Annotated in this window: 14 protein-coding genes; 7 read left to right on the top strand and 7 right to left on the bottom strand. The window is 48.1% G+C overall.

Features of this window, described 5'->3' with window-relative positions; all coding sequences use genetic code 11:
• Positions 1–471: 471 nt before the first annotated feature.
• Positions 472–2,607 carry an acylphosphatase gene (locus ACG1BZ_RS14340; protein ID WP_413662417.1) on the bottom strand — a complete coding sequence of 712 codons (2,136 nt, stop codon included), beginning with the start codon at positions 2,605–2,607 and terminating at the stop codon, positions 472–474.
• A 461-nt stretch (positions 2,608–3,068) separates the two neighbouring features.
• Positions 3,069–3,329 (bottom strand): hypothetical protein, encoded by a 261-nt coding sequence (locus ACG1BZ_RS14335; protein ID WP_413662416.1) that lies wholly within the window; start codon positions 3,327–3,329, stop codon positions 3,069–3,071.
• A gap of 304 nt (positions 3,330–3,633) precedes the next feature.
• On the opposite strand from ACG1BZ_RS14335, the gene ACG1BZ_RS14330 reads away from it, so the two are divergent.
• Entirely contained in the window at positions 3,634–4,185 is a 552-nt protein-coding gene (locus ACG1BZ_RS14330; protein WP_413662415.1) for a hypothetical protein, read from the top strand.
• A gap of 18 nt (positions 4,186–4,203) precedes the next feature.
• On the opposite strand, the gene ACG1BZ_RS14325 is transcribed toward ACG1BZ_RS14330, so the two are convergent.
• The 3 genes from ACG1BZ_RS14325 to ACG1BZ_RS14315 all read right to left on the bottom strand — a co-directional run bounded on the left by ACG1BZ_RS14325 (position 4,204) and on the right by ACG1BZ_RS14315 (position 7,298).
• Positions 4,204–4,950: a siderophore-interacting protein gene (locus ACG1BZ_RS14325; protein WP_413662414.1), complete on the bottom strand. Its 747-nt coding sequence runs from the start codon at positions 4,948–4,950 to the stop codon at positions 4,204–4,206.
• A 5-nt stretch (positions 4,951–4,955) separates the two neighbouring features.
• Positions 4,956–5,405 (bottom strand): MarR family winged helix-turn-helix transcriptional regulator, encoded by a 450-nt coding sequence (locus ACG1BZ_RS14320; protein ID WP_413662413.1) that lies wholly within the window; start codon positions 5,403–5,405, stop codon positions 4,956–4,958.
• A 168-nt stretch (positions 5,406–5,573) separates the two neighbouring features.
• Positions 5,574–7,298, bottom strand: a complete 1,725-nt coding sequence (locus tag ACG1BZ_RS14315; protein ID WP_413662412.1) for a hypothetical protein — start codon at positions 7,296–7,298, stop codon at positions 5,574–5,576.
• A 438-nt stretch (positions 7,299–7,736) separates the two neighbouring features.
• On the opposite strand from ACG1BZ_RS14315, the gene ACG1BZ_RS14310 reads away from it, so the two are divergent.
• The 4 genes from ACG1BZ_RS14310 to ACG1BZ_RS14295 all read left to right on the top strand — a co-directional run bounded on the left by ACG1BZ_RS14310 (position 7,737) and on the right by ACG1BZ_RS14295 (position 10,489).
• Complete coding sequence (locus tag ACG1BZ_RS14310) at positions 7,737–8,129, top strand: hypothetical protein (RefSeq protein WP_413662411.1); 393 nt, start codon at positions 7,737–7,739, stop codon at positions 8,127–8,129.
• Between the two features lie 185 nt (positions 8,130–8,314).
• Positions 8,315–9,088 carry a type 1 glutamine amidotransferase domain-containing protein gene (locus tag ACG1BZ_RS14305; RefSeq protein ID WP_413662410.1) on the top strand — a complete coding sequence of 258 codons (774 nt, stop codon included), beginning with the start codon at positions 8,315–8,317 and terminating at the stop codon, positions 9,086–9,088.
• 933 nt (positions 9,089–10,021) lie between these two features.
• The gene (locus tag ACG1BZ_RS14300) at positions 10,022–10,315 is read left to right on the top strand and encodes a hypothetical protein (RefSeq protein ID WP_413662409.1); all 294 of its coding nucleotides are present in this window, start codon (positions 10,022–10,024) and stop codon (positions 10,313–10,315) included.
• A 21-nt stretch (positions 10,316–10,336) separates the two neighbouring features.
• Positions 10,337–10,489 carry a hypothetical protein gene (locus tag ACG1BZ_RS14295; protein ID WP_413662408.1) on the top strand — a complete coding sequence of 51 codons (153 nt, stop codon included), beginning with the start codon at positions 10,337–10,339 and terminating at the stop codon, positions 10,487–10,489.
• 112 nt (positions 10,490–10,601) lie between these two features.
• On the opposite strand, the gene greB is transcribed toward ACG1BZ_RS14295, so the two are convergent.
• The gene (gene greB, locus ACG1BZ_RS14290) at positions 10,602–11,102 is read right to left on the bottom strand and encodes a transcription elongation factor GreB (protein WP_413662407.1); all 501 of its coding nucleotides are present in this window, start codon (positions 11,100–11,102) and stop codon (positions 10,602–10,604) included.
• A 39-nt stretch (positions 11,103–11,141) separates the two neighbouring features.
• Positions 11,142–13,088 (bottom strand): prolyl oligopeptidase family serine peptidase, encoded by a 1,947-nt coding sequence (locus ACG1BZ_RS14285; RefSeq protein WP_413662406.1) that lies wholly within the window; start codon positions 13,086–13,088, stop codon positions 11,142–11,144.
• A gap of 262 nt (positions 13,089–13,350) precedes the next feature.
• On the opposite strand from ACG1BZ_RS14285, the gene ACG1BZ_RS14280 reads away from it, so the two are divergent.
• Positions 13,351–14,205 carry a 3-keto-5-aminohexanoate cleavage protein gene (locus ACG1BZ_RS14280; protein ID WP_413662405.1) on the top strand — a complete coding sequence of 285 codons (855 nt, stop codon included), beginning with the start codon at positions 13,351–13,353 and terminating at the stop codon, positions 14,203–14,205.
• A 247-nt stretch (positions 14,206–14,452) separates the two neighbouring features.
• Positions 14,453–15,919, top strand: coding sequence for an alanine/glycine:cation symporter family protein (locus tag ACG1BZ_RS14275; RefSeq protein ID WP_413662404.1), 1,467 nt, complete (start codon positions 14,453–14,455; stop codon positions 15,917–15,919).
• The last annotated feature ends 23 nt before the right edge of the window (positions 15,920–15,942 follow it).

Genomic DNA, 15,942 nt, shown 5'->3' with positions numbered 1-15,942 from the left:
AGGCCGATTAGAACTACCAAATAGCGTGGGTTAGTTGGATTGATTTTTATAGTTTTTCGCCTTGGCGCGTTTATCAAATAATTCTGGCTTGTGGGATAGAATTTCTGTCAGCTTTTCTCAGTGATTTAGCAGCTTCGAAACCCTTAGGTAAACAGCTTCGCTTGAGCGGCGGGTATTTATTTATTGCATTTTCTGAGAGGTTTTTTCAGGCAGGAAGCGGGCTGTAACTAAAAGCGGAGAGTGAAAGAAATACACGGCGTTCAAGCTTTCTACTGCTGCTACAGGAACAAGGGGGGCGTTGAGGGTTGTGATGATTTTCTGAGAAGCCAGGTGATGACGGTCTCCCCGGTTGATTTGAGTCCCGGAAAAGAAGCCCTCAATACGGCGAGGCTACGCGACATAGCGTCGGTCTGTGGCGGATACATACGCCAGCTTTATTGTATTGAGTAGTGGCTGACGGTCATTGGAACTTCACTCTTTCAACGAAGTTCCAGGATGTGCGGCAGAACTTGAGTGATCAACCCGAAAGCCTTGATATTCGGTAATGGGGAGAGGTTCCAGATCGATATCGAAGCTTGGCTTTTCATGTGGGCCATATGCACATTGGTCAAGTAACGCGGCAAGGGCGGTATGAGAGCCCTGCGCCCATATCTCTACGCTTTTGTCAGGTCTATTCAATACCTTTCCGACGATGCCCTTGCTAAATGCTGAACGTTGAACCCACTTTCGATATCCAATACCTTGAACTTTTCCTTTGACCCTGATTCTCCAGTGCTGCAACTGAATTATGGTTTGTTCCAACCTGGGAAAGAGTTGCAGTAGCAATGCCGAGGCGACATCGCGCCCAACACCATAAGTGGGAAAGTAATGCCAATCTAGCGAGGGGCTACATGTGATTTGGCTTACCATCCAATACTGAGATGGTAATGGCCGACTAATGTCTTCTGCGACTATGTCGACTCCCGCAATTAGTGGATTAAATAGCGCCTCTACAGATTGGGTCGCAATTGATGCGAAATCTGCATGCAATATTTCACTGACGTCGCGAAAAAATTCTCCGAAGCGCTGCTGGTGTGTCTCAATGTTATTACTTTCATAATTGCGGATTGGTTCTATCCCTCTTTCCAATGCGGCAACAACCTGTCCGCCAATGGTAAGGGCACGAAATTTTCGGAGCCGAGAAGGCACTTTACCAGGATCATGAGTGGATGAAGTCAAGCTCGTATTGATCCCTGCTTCGTTTAGTCTCTTGTTTCGTAATACACGGTTTAGGCAGGCACGACGCGCTACTTGAGGCACAAGATCGGGGGTCGATTGATGAAACAAGACATGTTTGTCGCCGTATACGACACCAGAGATACTGGTGCTGATGTTGTAGGGCTTCAAATCGTATTTATATGCAGCCAAGCTGATCAGCGCGTTTTGTCGGTTTCGGAATCTTGGTGTGTAGAATGGATAGTTCCATGGTGCCGCTAGTCTGATAGGGTGGGGCCCAGGACAATACTGGCCTTTCTCGGCGTGCTGAATGGTGCGGGCTGGCCCGGAGGCGCTGAATAGATATTCCAGAAGTAGCCTTGGGAGGTCGATCGGTTTACCAAAATCAGGAAAAACTGGTGTTGAGGTTGCAGAGTTTGTATTGACTTCGATCACATAGGGAGAGCTGGCTGTCTCGGAGGAGTTGTCAGGGACAATAATATCCACTCCAACATAGTAAATCCCAGGAAATGCACTGGCTGCACGCTCTGCAACCTGAATGACCTCAGTGTCGAGTCTGTCCAATAACTGAATACTTTCTCCTCCCGCAGAAATATTTGCTACGCCCGCCAACCAGATGCGTTCTCCTTCAGCAGGAACATATTCACGGGAAATACCATTCACATCCAGCAGTTCTGTTCTGAGTATGTAGTCCGAGTCCACACGATACTTTGGGTTGCGTTTACTTTTATTGTTTTTTTTCTCCGAGATTAGTTCGTTGATGTTATGCGTTCCATCTCCAATGACGTTGGGAGCAATTCTCAGGCAAGCAGACACCGCGCATCCCCCGATAACATTCACTCTTAAGTCGCAGCCACTGATATGGCGCTCGATGATTATTTTATTTGATTTGGCGCTGGCGGTTTTCCAGGCATCTTGCAATGCATCGACCGATGTGATCCCCGTGGTAATACCTCGGCCATGACTACCTGTAACTGGCTTGATGACCACAGGGTAGTGAAGTGTTGAGAAATAGTCTGTTGCAGCTTTGATATCGTCGAAGACCCGACCTGTTGCCACGGGGACACCATTCCTAGCAAGCAAGTCTTTCGTCAGATGCTTCTGTTGAGCGCAAGCACGATAGGCCTCAGATACCAGTGCAGAGTTTCCGCAAAAGAGTACATATTTTTCTTGATATGTAATCTTGTATAAATCTTTGGAGTAATAATCGACCTGCATTCCCATATCTTTGGCTGTTTCAGTAATCAACAGCTGATTAATTTCTCCTTTCATTCCAAAATACTTCGAATCGAGATAGCTATTTTCACGCTCAAAGAGGTCGCTTTTTAGCAGGTTATCTAAGGAGAAAGAGGGTGATTGCTTGGCATTGACGTTTTCAACAATTTGGGTCATGGCTGAACACTATTCACTGCATTGATGGGAGATTTGAACTGAGAAATGCAATCAAAAAGGCAAGTATCCTGCCGAGAGTCAGGCCGCTCGTCATAGTATCTGAGACCACTTCGCAAGAATTGGGTGATGGCAAGCTTACTAACATTTTGGCGTCGATAAGGTTGAACAGTGAAATGCAGGATGATTCTTGCGGAGCCTTAGCCAGATTCTCTCAGTTGGATATCGGCAGGCGCAGTATGATTGTAGTCAATGGGAGGCTGTTGAAAGCTTGAGGAGTTGGATTGGCTGTTTGCTGTTCAGTGATGGGCGGGGTCAATCAGTGAGATAGAATCTGGCTTGGAGGGGGCTGACCTGTTTGGTTGCCCCTTTTTAGGGTGAAGGGTTTGTAGCTGCTACTGGTGTGCTGTGCAATATCAGCAGCTGTCGAAGAGTTCATACCTGTCAGAACTGAACTGTTCGCTTTAATGGGTTTCGGTAGATTCGACAATGATTGAGATAGGCATCCAGCCCAGATAATTGTGGGCATTTTCATAGTGGTCCATGCCAACTTCCCAGGTGCGCGTAATAACACCATTAGAGCTGTTGGTGGATTTCCATATGACTCGGACGTAACCGCGAGAGGTCGCATCGGACTGCTCGGGCAAGCGTTCTTGGCAATTAATCCATTGGGGCAGTTCTAAGTTGGGTACACCTTTGGCAGAGGGTGGCAGATCTTGGCTCAATGGAAGTCTCCGGTTCGAATTTTTAAGAAATATATCAGTTTTTCTGTCTTTTTCTAGATTGTTTTTTTTAGGCATCCCCATTTTTTCTTTTTAAATTTTATTCGGGTATCGCTTTTGGATTTATTGGTTGATTTGTGGTAGTGGTTTTTTTACTGTCAGTTTGAAAAAGCAACTTATGTGTAACACTTTTTGTTCGGCCTTAAGGGGTAGGTTTGATCAAACTAAAGTAGATGCTTCTGATATTTATGGTGTATTGAATCTTCAGTTAGGTGGTTGGCTTGTTTTTTATTTGAGGAGAGTATTGATGCAGAAAAACTTGGGTGCAACAGTTTTAGGTTTTGTATTCTTCTTTGCTGCAATAAATTACGTTAACTCTATAGATAAAAAAGTGGGAGAGGTGAGCGCTCTCACTAGTCCTTTCGACTACTGTGTGGCGGTGGTAAACGATGATAACCCAGTTCAGCGCTTTGCCGGCCAAGCTATGCCGAAGGAAATCGTTGATGGTATCAGAAGAGCGGTCAATCTCGGTGCAGAAGCGCCTGAAGGTTGGATTGCGGGGGGGACTTATTGGCGATGTATGGATGGAAGTGTCTATGCCTGCTTTGTTGGGGCTAATCTCCCCTGTGATGAGAAAGCTGACACTGGTCAGGAGCCGAGTAGTGCCATGCTTTCATATTGCAAAGATAATCAAAGTTCCGGGATCATCCCTGCGGTAGTGGCTGGCCGTGCCTCGATGTACCAATGGCGCTGCAGGTCCGGTACCCCGGAAATTATCAGGCAGATTTCTAAACCCGATGCCCGGGGTTTTTTGTCTAATTACTGGTATCGATTAGGTAAGCCTACTTCTGTTGAATAGGGAAAGCCTACCTATAAGTTATCCCTGTCCTTCCATCTTTTCATTGTCCATGCGCTTGGCGAGTTTGTGGCCTTCGTCCGACTGCCCAATTTTCCAGTAACTGGAGATATAAATATGGGTTTTGGGGATTACTCTTTCCTGCTTAAAGAACTGCCGTAGGGTGCGCATGCTGTCGAACTCACAGGCGGCCCATACGGAGGCCTGTCCATCGAGCCAAGTTAGTGTTTGTAATTTTTCCAGTAGTTTCTCGCCGGATGGAGCCGGATTGATAATCCATTGGATTTGCAGATTCTCTGGGTGCTCCAGTTCCTGAATATCCGCTTCACTGGAGACCTCAATTAATGCGTAACCCTTTGCATCCTTGGGTAGCTCCGCAAGGTTTACGCTGATGGCTGGCAGTGCAGTCATGTCCCCCAATAGTAAAAACCAGTCTGCCTCAGGATTGGTCATTTTTTTGGGGCCGGGGCCTCGGGTTAAAATCGTATCGCCGGGCTGTGTTTTAAGTGCCCAGCTTAGAGCGGGCCCTTCGTGTTCATGCAGGGCGAAGTCGATATCAATTTCAGATTCACGCTGGTGCCTGATGGTATAGCTTCGCAATAGCGGGCGCTCGCTTCCAGCTTGTGGAAACAGAAATTTGATATAGGCGCTTTCCTGATTGGGGGCGAGAGTTTTTAAATCATCGCCACCGAGGGTGATGCGCAGCATATTTTCAGTAATTTGTGTCCTGCGAATAACGACCAATTCTCTGGTAACTTTCTCGGCCATAGGGTTTAGCTCCTTTCGTCAGGGGTGGGGTGCTCTTTCATATTGGCGACCATAACGCTGGCAATGCGGGCGAAGTTTTCTAGCTCTTCAGTACTCAAGTTGCGAGTCATTTGCCTGGCCACTTCAGCTTCTTGTCTGCTCACTTTTTCCAGCGTGCTTATTCCGTTAGTAGTTAGTGTCAAAAACTGGCTGCGCCGGTCGTTGGGGTTGTCGGTCTTTGCGATTAGCCCTGAGTGCACCAGGTCGTTTAGCACTCGTGTTACTTGGGCTTTGTCCAAATTCATCCGCTGGGCAATTGACCGGGCAGTACTCAGTGGAAATTTGAAGACACCTTTGAGTACCCGTATATGGCTCACCGGCAAGCCAATTTGCTGCTCCTGTATTCCAGCTCGCAAACGCCGTTTGTAGGCGTGAATAAGCTGGTGGAGGGATTCATTGATTGCGGTATCTTTCATGGCGCCATGCTAACTGGTTGATAGTGTCAACCTTATTGATATTGGTTGACTCTGTCAACTAAGTTCAGATGGAAGGAGGTTGGGTTGATAGTCTGTGGAGGGTAATTTGGTTGGGGGTGCAGGGAGGCTGGGAAGGGGGTATCCCCTTCCCGTGAGCTTAATTAGGTGTTACCAAGTTAAGCTGATATCGGTTCCATCAAACTTTACATCTGAATCGTACACATACTTCAAGGTGCCTTTCCAGAAGGAGCCGTGCCATTCCCAGTCGGCATCGTAACTGACCTCATTGAGTACTTTCTGTCTAAAAGCATCAAAGCTGCCGTAGCGCTCTTCACTTCCCATGATGACGACCCAGGTCTGCTCGTTCCAATCACAGGTCACAGTGTTGGAGTCACCGTTGCCACAGGGGTAGCGGACGGCCACGTATCCATCATCTTCCCTACCAAACTTCCAGTTACCGCTGCGGGACTCCTCCTCGAACTCTTCGGGCCACTGTAGAGCGACATCGGAGCCGCCGGAGTGAAACAGTTCTATCTCCGGGTAGGGGTTGTATTGGATCACGGCGACATTGTTTACCTGCTTTATTTTCGGCAGGTGGTCATTTTGCATGGTGCTATTGCCGTCACCGACTTTTGCCCAGATAGATTGGGAACCGGTGGTGGCTATCCAGGGGGTTTGCTGGTAGCCCTGGCGGCCTCCCCAATAATTCTGGATGGAGTGCATCATGACTCCGCCATCTTTGTACATGGAGAAGTTGGCCGAGGAGAGGACAGAGCTGCGGCTGAATACAGCCCCGGCCTTGGCGGCCGCAGGGGCGGCTGCTTCTGATAGTCCCAGGAACTGGTCAAATGCTTTGAGCCCCTCATAACCTTCGAGTTGGTATTTGCTGGCGAACCAGGCGGTATCCGCTGCGACATCGGGGTGGAAGTAGGCTCCCTGGCTCCAATAGAAGGGTACGCGCTCTTCTCGGGGAAAGTCTGCATAGATCTCGTTTCTGGCATCCCCCAGCGAATGGCCGACTGAATAATTTATGTTGAGATCTTTACCGAAATATTCGAAAACCTCATCGGTGATTTCCAAACCTGATGTGGCGAGCATTACGCCGGCGGGACTGGGGGTGCGAACTGACTCTTTGCCCAGACCTGTCAGGAGGTAGATAATCCGGTTGATATTCCCTCCGGACCCATTGCGGCGGTAGCCGTCATTGCTGCGCCCGGCAGCGGCGAAGTTGATCCCCTGGTCGTTGGTCACTAATAAAATATCTTGCAGCAAGCGATGAGCAGCGCCAATTGCAAGTTCACGGATCTCCTCATCTTCTGCAAAGTCTACAAGGTTTAGCAGTGCAGAGAGGGTATAGGGGTAGTAAACAGGGGAGTAAAACTCATAGTAACCATATTGGTTCTTCACTTCCAGATAACGCTTTAGGCGCTTATAAGTTCTGTCGTCCTCAAATGCCCCATATTTCTCCTGGAGGAGATATTGGGCAGAGGTGTACATGATCATATGGTTTTCTGAAGCAAAGACATGGTCACCCGTCCCGCCTTCTTTAAACCAGAAGTGATAGCCGTCGAGTGCGGCAAAGAGTTCGTCTTTTATTTCGGGGCGGAAGAACAAGATGCGGATTAGGCGGGTGAGAGTGAAGTCAGAATTTTTCTTGCCGCCGTTGCGGAGTACATCCAGGTTCTTATTTAGCGCATCCCAGTTGAGATCATCACCGGTGTATGCCTGAAGTACGACGGCAGTATCGTTGGTAGAGGTGACTCCTTCCTCAATATATTGTAGCTGCCTGTCAATATAGGCGCTCTCATCAAAGGACTGGGCTTGAGAAGTCGCTGACTGGATCGCCAATCCTAATAAAATCGGGTACAGCACTCCTGCTGATGGCACTTTCATAAGTACTAGTTCCTATTTGGTTTTAATTGATTTATAAAATAAATACAAGCGTACCACTTACCTATTACATAAATTTGGCGCTTGAGAAGCTAGTTATTTTCTTTCGGGATTAGTTGCAAAAACGATCAGCGGATATTGCTGGTTCTCAAATTGAAAATATTTTTTAAGTAGTCATTCTTGAGAAGTAGGGGGCTGGTGCTTTATCTAATTTTTCTGGCGTTTCTGCTGTGTCTAATTGGTACGCAGACGTACTCAAGATAAATCTGGTTTATGCTCTGTATTATTGGGTAGGTAAAGTAGAAAAATTACTCTGTCATCTCGGGTGGGGTTGTGAATCGTGAGCGAGGTTATTTTCCGTTGGGTGACGATGGTTCTTCTATATTGTGGATTGATTCGCGAGTAAATATTGCAGTGGCCCTACAACTCTAGGAGAGGGAGATGAAAAACCTACTGATATTCTTCGCAGCCGGAAGTCTCGGTGCTTTGGCAAACAGTATTGCGGTGTGGCTATTTGGCCAGTTGGGGATTAATGCCGCTTTTGGCGTATCAATTGCCCCTCCGCTATCTCCTGAGTGGCTTTATCCTCGTATTGTTTGGGGTGGCTTGTGGGGACTGCTATTTATTCTTCCATTCTGGTCATCAAAGTTACTTTTAAAAGGAGCTCTTCTTAGTTTGTTTCCCTCTGCATTTCAATTGTTTGTGGTTTTCCCTGTGATGGCGGGGAAGGGTGTTGCCGGATTTGAGTTGGGAGTCTTAACACCAGTCCTGGTGTTATTTTTCAATTGGATTTGGGGTGTTGTTACTGCCCTAAGTATTAAGGCTGCTCGGTAATAGGGTGTTAACTTTGTGGTGGTAGGCTTCGCGCTATAGAAATGTTGGCCGTTGTTACTTCAGTGGCAGTTTGATCTCGCTATATCGCTTTTCTCCTGCAAACTATCGATCTTATGACAAGGTTGTACGTTACTCATGTAATCTATCTATTTCGTATCAAAGTTATTCGAATGGGGAAGTTAAACGTGAGAAAAACGGCAAAAATCTGTAGCCTTATCTGCAATATGATAATTCTTGTGATGGGCTTTATTACACCTTCACAAGCAGCTGAGACTAAGCGGATACTAATCGTTGCTTCTAATCTTCAGGATATGGGTGATCCGGAGAAGCATGATGCGAGAAATAATTTGTGGGAGTACGCTCCGCCTTACCATATTTTTGTTTCCCATGGGTATGACGTGGACTTTGTTTCGCCAAAAGGTGGCGTGGTCCCGTTTATGATGGATCCACTGGGAATTAGTAGTTACACCATCAAACATGAAGGTTTTTTAGAGCGGGCTAATAGTTCACTAAAGCCTGAGCAAGTAGTTATAGAGAATTATGCAGCTGTTTATATCGGTGGTGGCTATGGAACCTTATTTGATGTGGCATCCAATCGTGAGCTGCTAAATATTATGGGTGGGATTTACCAGAAAGGGGGAGTTGTGGGCAGCTGTGGCCATGGGGCAGGTGCGTTTGCTGATGTGAAACTGAAAGATGGCCATTATATGGTAAAGGGCAAGAAGGTTGCCGGTTTCCCGGACTCCACAGAAAAAGAGAAGTCTTGGGCTAAGCAGGGCACTTTATTACCGTTCTTGGTAGAGGAACGCCTTCGAGAGAATGGAGCCATTATTATTAATAAGGATAATGTTGCAGATAAGCATGATGTCATATCCGATCAGCGTATAGTTTCTACAATGTTTTTACCTTCTTCTGCGCTGGTTGCAAAAGAAATGCTGGGTTTAATCGAGAGCAACTAAATTGCTCCAGTACTTTATTGTGTATTTGCTCTATCGTTAGGCAGTCACTCTGCGGGTCAACCTCTAACGAGTTTGGCCTCGATGCGACCAATCTCTACCTGTTGGTTTCAATATGCTATAGCGAGGGCAACCAATTCGGGATTACTCGATCGCCCTGTAGCTTAATCTTGTCTCTGCATATTTATCTACCATTCTTTCTAAAGGGAACTGAAATCGGCGGCAGTGAATATGCGTCCATTTATTGTATTAATAATATCGGTAACTTTGGGGAAGCTGGCCTATGTGTTTAGCCCCTCTCTTGGGAATAATGTAATAGTGGCCTTATTGGCCCTGTTGGGTGTGGTTCCCTATTTGTTAATGCCGATTAGATCCGAGTTTTTCAGGGAGCAAATTCTTCAATGGGCTAAACAGAATAATATTGGCGTTTTGAGACTCGAGAGTAGGGGGTTTTCCAAAGGACGATTGTTTTGGCGTGTATCTGATGCGCAAAGCGTCTTCTGTGTTACCTCAAGAGAAGTCACTTACTGGGTGGCCTGCGGCTCGTGGCTGCTGGGTTCTTATAGTCGGAAGCTAATCATATATAAAGAGGTTGGGGGTGCCTTGGATTTGATTGCAGCATTTGACGGAGATAGTTGCCAGGCTGAGTGATTCTGATCGGTGCTTACTGGACTAGAGGGTTTGATTTGATAGCAGCAATGTGAATATAAATGTATTTTTGCTTGCGATTCATTATAAGAAGCAACCTATCTCGATAATTCTGTAAAGGATTCCCAGGCTGACGAGCAGAAAATTGCTGATCTGGGGCAGGATATCAAGAATTTACAGGCAGATATCAAACCCCTGACTGCCAGCATCGTTACGCTGGATATTGCCGATGCCACTGTTATCTCTCTCGGTACGGTTGCTTCTATCGTGGCTTTTCCAGAGGGCTTGTTGAAATGGTTTGTGATGGGGCCGGTGGCTGCTGCAAAAATTGTTGCGGATCAAAAGAGTATTCAGGATCAGCAGGCAGAGATGGACCTGATCACTACTGATGTATCCACTCTGCAAGTACTGTCTCAGAGCTTTGGACAGCTAACAGAAGAAACCCAGCAAGTTGAAGATAATTTACAGGCCGTGTTGCAAGAGCGGCAAAGAATTGAAAGTGATGTTTCCGATGCGATAAGCGATTTTCAAACTGCGATCTCTGATGAAGAGGGGGCAAAACTATATAGCAGTTATTATTGACCTCAGTGAGGCGGTGGTCGAGTGGAATATGCTTATTCCCAAGCGGGAAGCCTGTTTGTTGAGCTCAACGTGAACAATGCAGATTTGAAAATTGGAATGAGTTCAGAGCAGGTTAAATCTGCTTTTGCTGGTGGAAGCATTGTTGGTGTGATTCAGTATTATAATAATCTCTGAAGATGTTCTTGCAGTTTAGTTTTGAAGGCTTATTTCTGTGGAATAAGCCTTTTTAATTACGGGATTGCTAAATTGACTCCTTCAAACTAAGTATTTGAGAAAGTCAAGATCTCTACTCCTCGTAACGAATGTCAGTAATATAAAAAGTCTGCCACTTTTCCCCCTGACGGATATCCACTTCATCATCGAGCTTGCGCCCTAATAAGGCACGGGCAACGGGGGAGTCCATGGATATCAAGCCAGCTTTTACATCGAATTCATCGGGTCCTACAATGCGGTAGCAAACGCTCTCGCCCTCATCATCTTCAAGCGTTACCCAGGCCCCAAAAAAAACCTTTTCCTTATCGTCCGGTATTCGATCTACAACAGAAATCTCTTCCAGGCGCTTAGTGAGAAAGCGCACGCGGCTGTCGATTTCCCGCAGTCTTTTTTTACCGTAGATATAATCTGCGTTTTCCGAGCGATCTCCCAGTTTGGCGGCGTCGCTAACCGCCTGGGTTACCCGGGGGCGTTCCTCCTCCCAGAGGTGCTTAACTTCGGCGCGCATACGTTGCGCGCCCTCTGCGGTGATGTAGCGGGAGCCGCGTGGACGCGGCGGTCTCCATCTTCCCATAGTATTTTTTTAAACTCTTTTTAATTCAATATTGTTTAATTATAGGTTTTCGATGGTAATTCCCGGGCCGGGTTCTGCGAGCGGGAAATTAAATATGCGGCTGTAGAATTCAAGCTCTCCCTCAAGAGCCAACTTGATACTGTCGCCACTGCGGAACCCATGTCCTTCGTTGGCAAATGTAATATAAGACACCGGAATGCCGCGCTCCCTCAGGGCATCCACCATGGTTTCGGCTTGGTTGGGTGGTACTACCTTGTCCTCCATGCCCTGGAAGAAAATCACGGGGCAATTCAGCTTTTCCACATCGTTAATGGGTGAGCGCTGAAGGTAGATTTTTTCTGCGGAAGGCCAGGGTCCTACCAGTTTATCCAGGTAGCGGGACTCAAACTTATGGGTGTCTTTGGCGAGACTGCTCAACTCCCCAATTCCATAATGGCTGGCACCCGCTTTAAAGGTATCGTGGTAAGTCAACGCTGCCAACACTGTGTAACCGCCGGCACTACCGCCTTTGATCAGCAGGCGATTGGGGTCGGCGAGCCCATCTTCTACCAGGTATTCTGCACCAGCGCAGACATCTTCCACGTCATAGATGCCCCATTTATCGGCGAGGCGGTCCCGATACTTGCGGCCATAGCCGGTACTGCCGGAGTAGTTTACGTCCAAAATGGCGAATCCCCGGCTTGTCCAGTATTGAACTTTCAGGCTGAGGCCTGCTGATGTAGCGCCGGTGGGGCCTCCATGACTAAATACAATCAGCGGTGGCTTATCGCCACTAGGTGCTTGGAAGTTGGGGTTGTGGGGTGGGTAATAAAACCCGTGTACCGCGCGATTATCCACTTGGAAAGTGACGGCTTGAGCGATGGAGAACAAATCGGTTGGCAGCGAGCTGCTATTGCTACTGGCAATCTGTTTCGTTTTACCCGTCTTTTGGTTAAAGCTAATAACAGCGGGAAAGCTCTCTGCACCTGCGGCAATCATCACCCCGTTGCCATTTTCACAGTGCAGGCTTTCGATATCACAATAAGGCTGGGGAAGAGTTTGATGCTCTCCGCTTTTTATGTCGACCTTTCCAAGGTGCCAAGTGCCATTCTGGGTGTAGGTACAGAGGATTTCCGTGGGGCTAATAAAGCCGTAAGTGGACATTCCAAATACCCACTGTGGTGTGGCGAATTCTGCTTCTTTTTTCCACAAGGGTTCGCTTTGTCCCAGCCTATATAGGTTCCACCAGTTGTTGCGATCAGAGACATAGCAGAGTTCGCCCTCAGGAGACCACTGGGGCTGAAAGACGGATTCATTCTCACCGCCGGCTACTTGGGTGACTTCACTGATATCCCCCACCTGATCGAGTTTGGCGATACAGAGCTCTGTCGCGTCCCAGGGGAGGTTAGGGTGGTGCCAGCGCAGAAATGCGAGTCGATCACCGGCCGGATTCAGGGTTGGGTTCGAATAAAAGTCTGCCCCCTCCTGAAGGATTGTCGGTGAATTAGCCAGTGGGTTGTTTAGGTCTACCGCGATAATGCGCGCACGGGGTTCCTCGCCCTGCTGGTGGCCACTGGCATCTTCCTCGACACAAATTAATCGATTTCTCAGAGGGTCGATAATCAGATCGGCGTAGCGGGAGCTATTTTCTGCGGTGATTGCTTCGGGGATCGCATTGTCGAGCTTCATGCGATAAATGCGCTGATCTTCTGCCAGTACGAAATAGGCGGTGTCACCGTGAACAAGGTAACTGCCGCCTCCGTATTCATGGGCTTTGGTGCGTACGGCGATTGGGGCGGGGGTGAGATCTCTGCGCCCATTCTTTGGACAATACTGCACCAGTACATTCCTGCCTTTTTCAGACGGGCGGGACTCCAGCCAGTAATAGCGGCCATCTACTAAATTGGCTTCTGCCAGGCGAACGCTGCCCTCCACGAGAAGTTCTGCGTTGATTGCAGATTTCCAGCTGCCGTAAGTGGCGATGGTTGGAGTGATAGTCTCGCTCATGAGGTACTTACTTCCTTATTGGGTTTTTTCGCATTCTGCCGAGATGAATCCGGGGAAACAAGGTGCCTTGGCGGGGGCCCTATGATAGTCTCGCGTAACCAAGCAAGCGCTTGGTGCTGTATTTTGTCGATGCACTATCCAGAATCAGCTCTTCCACTCGCTCTGGTCCTTTTACGATCAGTTGGTGTTGTAGGAGCGGCGCTCAACGCTGGATAGCCCTGTAAACAGCGGCCTTAACAAAGATAATTCAGGAGAGCCAGCGATGTCTGATGAAGTGGTGATTACTTGCGCCCTAACCGGAGTGCTTACCAACCCCCAGCAGCACCCGGTCCCGGTAACCCCCAAGGAAATGGCGGAATCCGCCCGTGAAGCCTACGATGCGGGGGCTTCCGTTATGCATGTTCATTTCCGCGCGCAAGAGGAAAATAAAGGCCATTTACCCACCTGGGACCCGCAAATAGCCTTGGAAATTGCCGATGCAATTCGCGATAAATGCCCTGGCGTTATTCTAAATTTTTCAACTGGCACTATCGGACGGGATCAGCAAGGCCCCTTGAGTTGTGTGCGTGCCGGTAAGCCGGAAATTGCCGCCTGTAATGCGGGAAGCCTGAACTATTTAAAGGCGCGATCCAACGGCACCTGGGCTTGGCCACCCATGGTATTTGATAACCCGGTCGGTAAGGTAGAGGAGCTGTTGGCAGTTTGTCGGGAGACCGGTACCCGCCCGGAATTTGAGTGCTTTGATATCGGTATCGTTCGCTCTGTGGGAATGTATGCGGATGTAGGGATGGTGGATAAGCCCAACTACAACCTGGTGATGGGAGTGGCTTCAGGTATGCCTGCCGATCCCGATTTGCTGGAAATTATTCCAAAATATATGAAGCCCGGCAGCTTATGGCAGAGCACAGTGATCGGCCGTGAGGAAATCTGGCCGGTGCATCGCAAGACTGCAGAATTGGGCGGCCATTTGCGCACTGGAGTTGAAGATACCTTTTACTTGCCGGGAGGAGAGCGAACTTCAGGGAATGGTCAATTGATTGAGGCTCTTGCGGCTGTAGCTGAAGAGACTGGGCGAAAGGTGGTGTCCCCGAGTCGGGCGCGAGAGATTTTCTGCTAAAAGCAGCATGCGCCAATGTTTGCGTCCGGCCCCTTGCTGCGGAATTACTTTCCGAGGCTGTAGACTGTCAGCTATTACTTTTCTTCCTTTTGGGCCGCATCAGAATACTGGTGCGGCTCTGTCATACGGAGCCGATGGGCTCTGTTTTTCCAGCATTAACTCCAAGGTGACTAGTAGATTGGCCTGCTAGTCTTAGAGCCAAATAACAGATTTGTTTAATAACGATAAGTTGTCCTGGGAGTGGTCAATGCAAGGGTTTCTGGATCATTTCACTACCCTGATCGAGTGGGCAAACCTGCTTGCCTGGGGTGGCGTCGGTGGCATCTGGTGGCTTGGAATCTTGATTTTAGGATTGCTGCCGGCGGGGCTCTACTTTTCTATTCGCACTCGCTTTATACAATTTCGTCACTTTGGTCATATGGTCAAAGTCATGATTCGTGGCATCCATAAGGAAAATGAAAATTCAGTAACCGCATTTCAGGCATTTGCCACTAGCGCAGCTGCGAGAATCGGCACCGGAAATATTGCTGGTGTGGCTGTGGCTATAACCGCTGGCGGGCCCGGAGCGGTGTTTTGGATGTGGCTGGTGGCCTTGCTGGGGATGGCTACCAGTTTGGTGGAGAATACTCTCGCGCAAACTTACAAAGAGCGCGGCGATGTTCCCGGGGCGTTTCGCGGCGGGCCTGCCTATTACATTGAAAAGGGGCTGGGACCACAGTGGAAATGGCTGTCCCTGACTTTTTCAGTTTTTCTCATGATTTGTTACGGATTTACCTTTAATGCTGTGCAGTCAAATACGATGGCTGCCGCATTGTATGGAGCTTGGGGTGTAAGCCCTTTATGGGTGGGCTTTTTTATTGCGCTCTTTGCCGGGATTATTGTTTTTGGCGGTATTCGTTCAATTGCGCGCTTTGCCGGTATTGTTGTCCCTTTTATGGCAATTGGTTACTTGTTGGTAGCATTCTATGTGTTGGTCGCCAATATTGCTGAATTACCTGGGGTGCTGTTGGAAATTCTGGCAAATGCCTTCGGGTTTCAGGAGGCTGGGGCGGGGGCCTTTGGTGCGGCGGTGGCCAATGGAATCAAGCGGGGCCTGTTTTCCAATGAAGCTGGACTTGGCTCCTCGCCGAATGTCGCTGCTGCTGCAGATGTAAAACACCCAATGGTGCAGGGATACGTGCAAATGGCATCGGTATTTCTCGATACCATTATTATCTGCACTTCCACGGCAGCAATTATCTTGGTGGCAGATGTCTTTATGGTCGGTAATTTGGAAGGGGTTGAGTTGGTTCAAGACGCGCTGGCGAGCGAGGTGGGTACCTGGGGAAGCAGTTTTATTGCTACTGCATTGATGTTTTTTGCCTTTACATCAATTATCGGTAACTACTATTACGGCGAAACCAATATTTATTACCTCTACCACACCCGAACATCCATCTTATGCTATCGGCTATTGTTTTTGATGTTCGTACTTTTTGGGGCTTGGGTGGCAGATACGGGAAGTGCGGAAAACTTTGTCTTTCTTTGGCGTATGGCCGATGTCTCGATGGGTTTTATGGCATCGGCAAACCTTATAGCCATCTTACTTTTGTCTGGTGTGGCCTTTAAGGTAATGGCAGATTACGAGAGTCAGTTGTCTTCCGGGGTGCGTGAGCCGGTGTTCAATGGAAGTAAATTTAAAATAAAAGGCATTGAGCACGATGTTTGGGGTTGATACCAGTTTGAGGTTGATACCAA

Origin of the sequence: Microbulbifer sp. CNSA002 (assembly GCF_047324085.1) — a bacterium.
In the GTDB taxonomy this organism is placed as follows: Bacteria; Pseudomonadota; Gammaproteobacteria; order Pseudomonadales; family Cellvibrionaceae; genus Microbulbifer.
The sequence above is the reverse complement of the archived record's forward strand: the minus strand, read 5'-3'. Positions and strand labels throughout refer to the sequence as shown.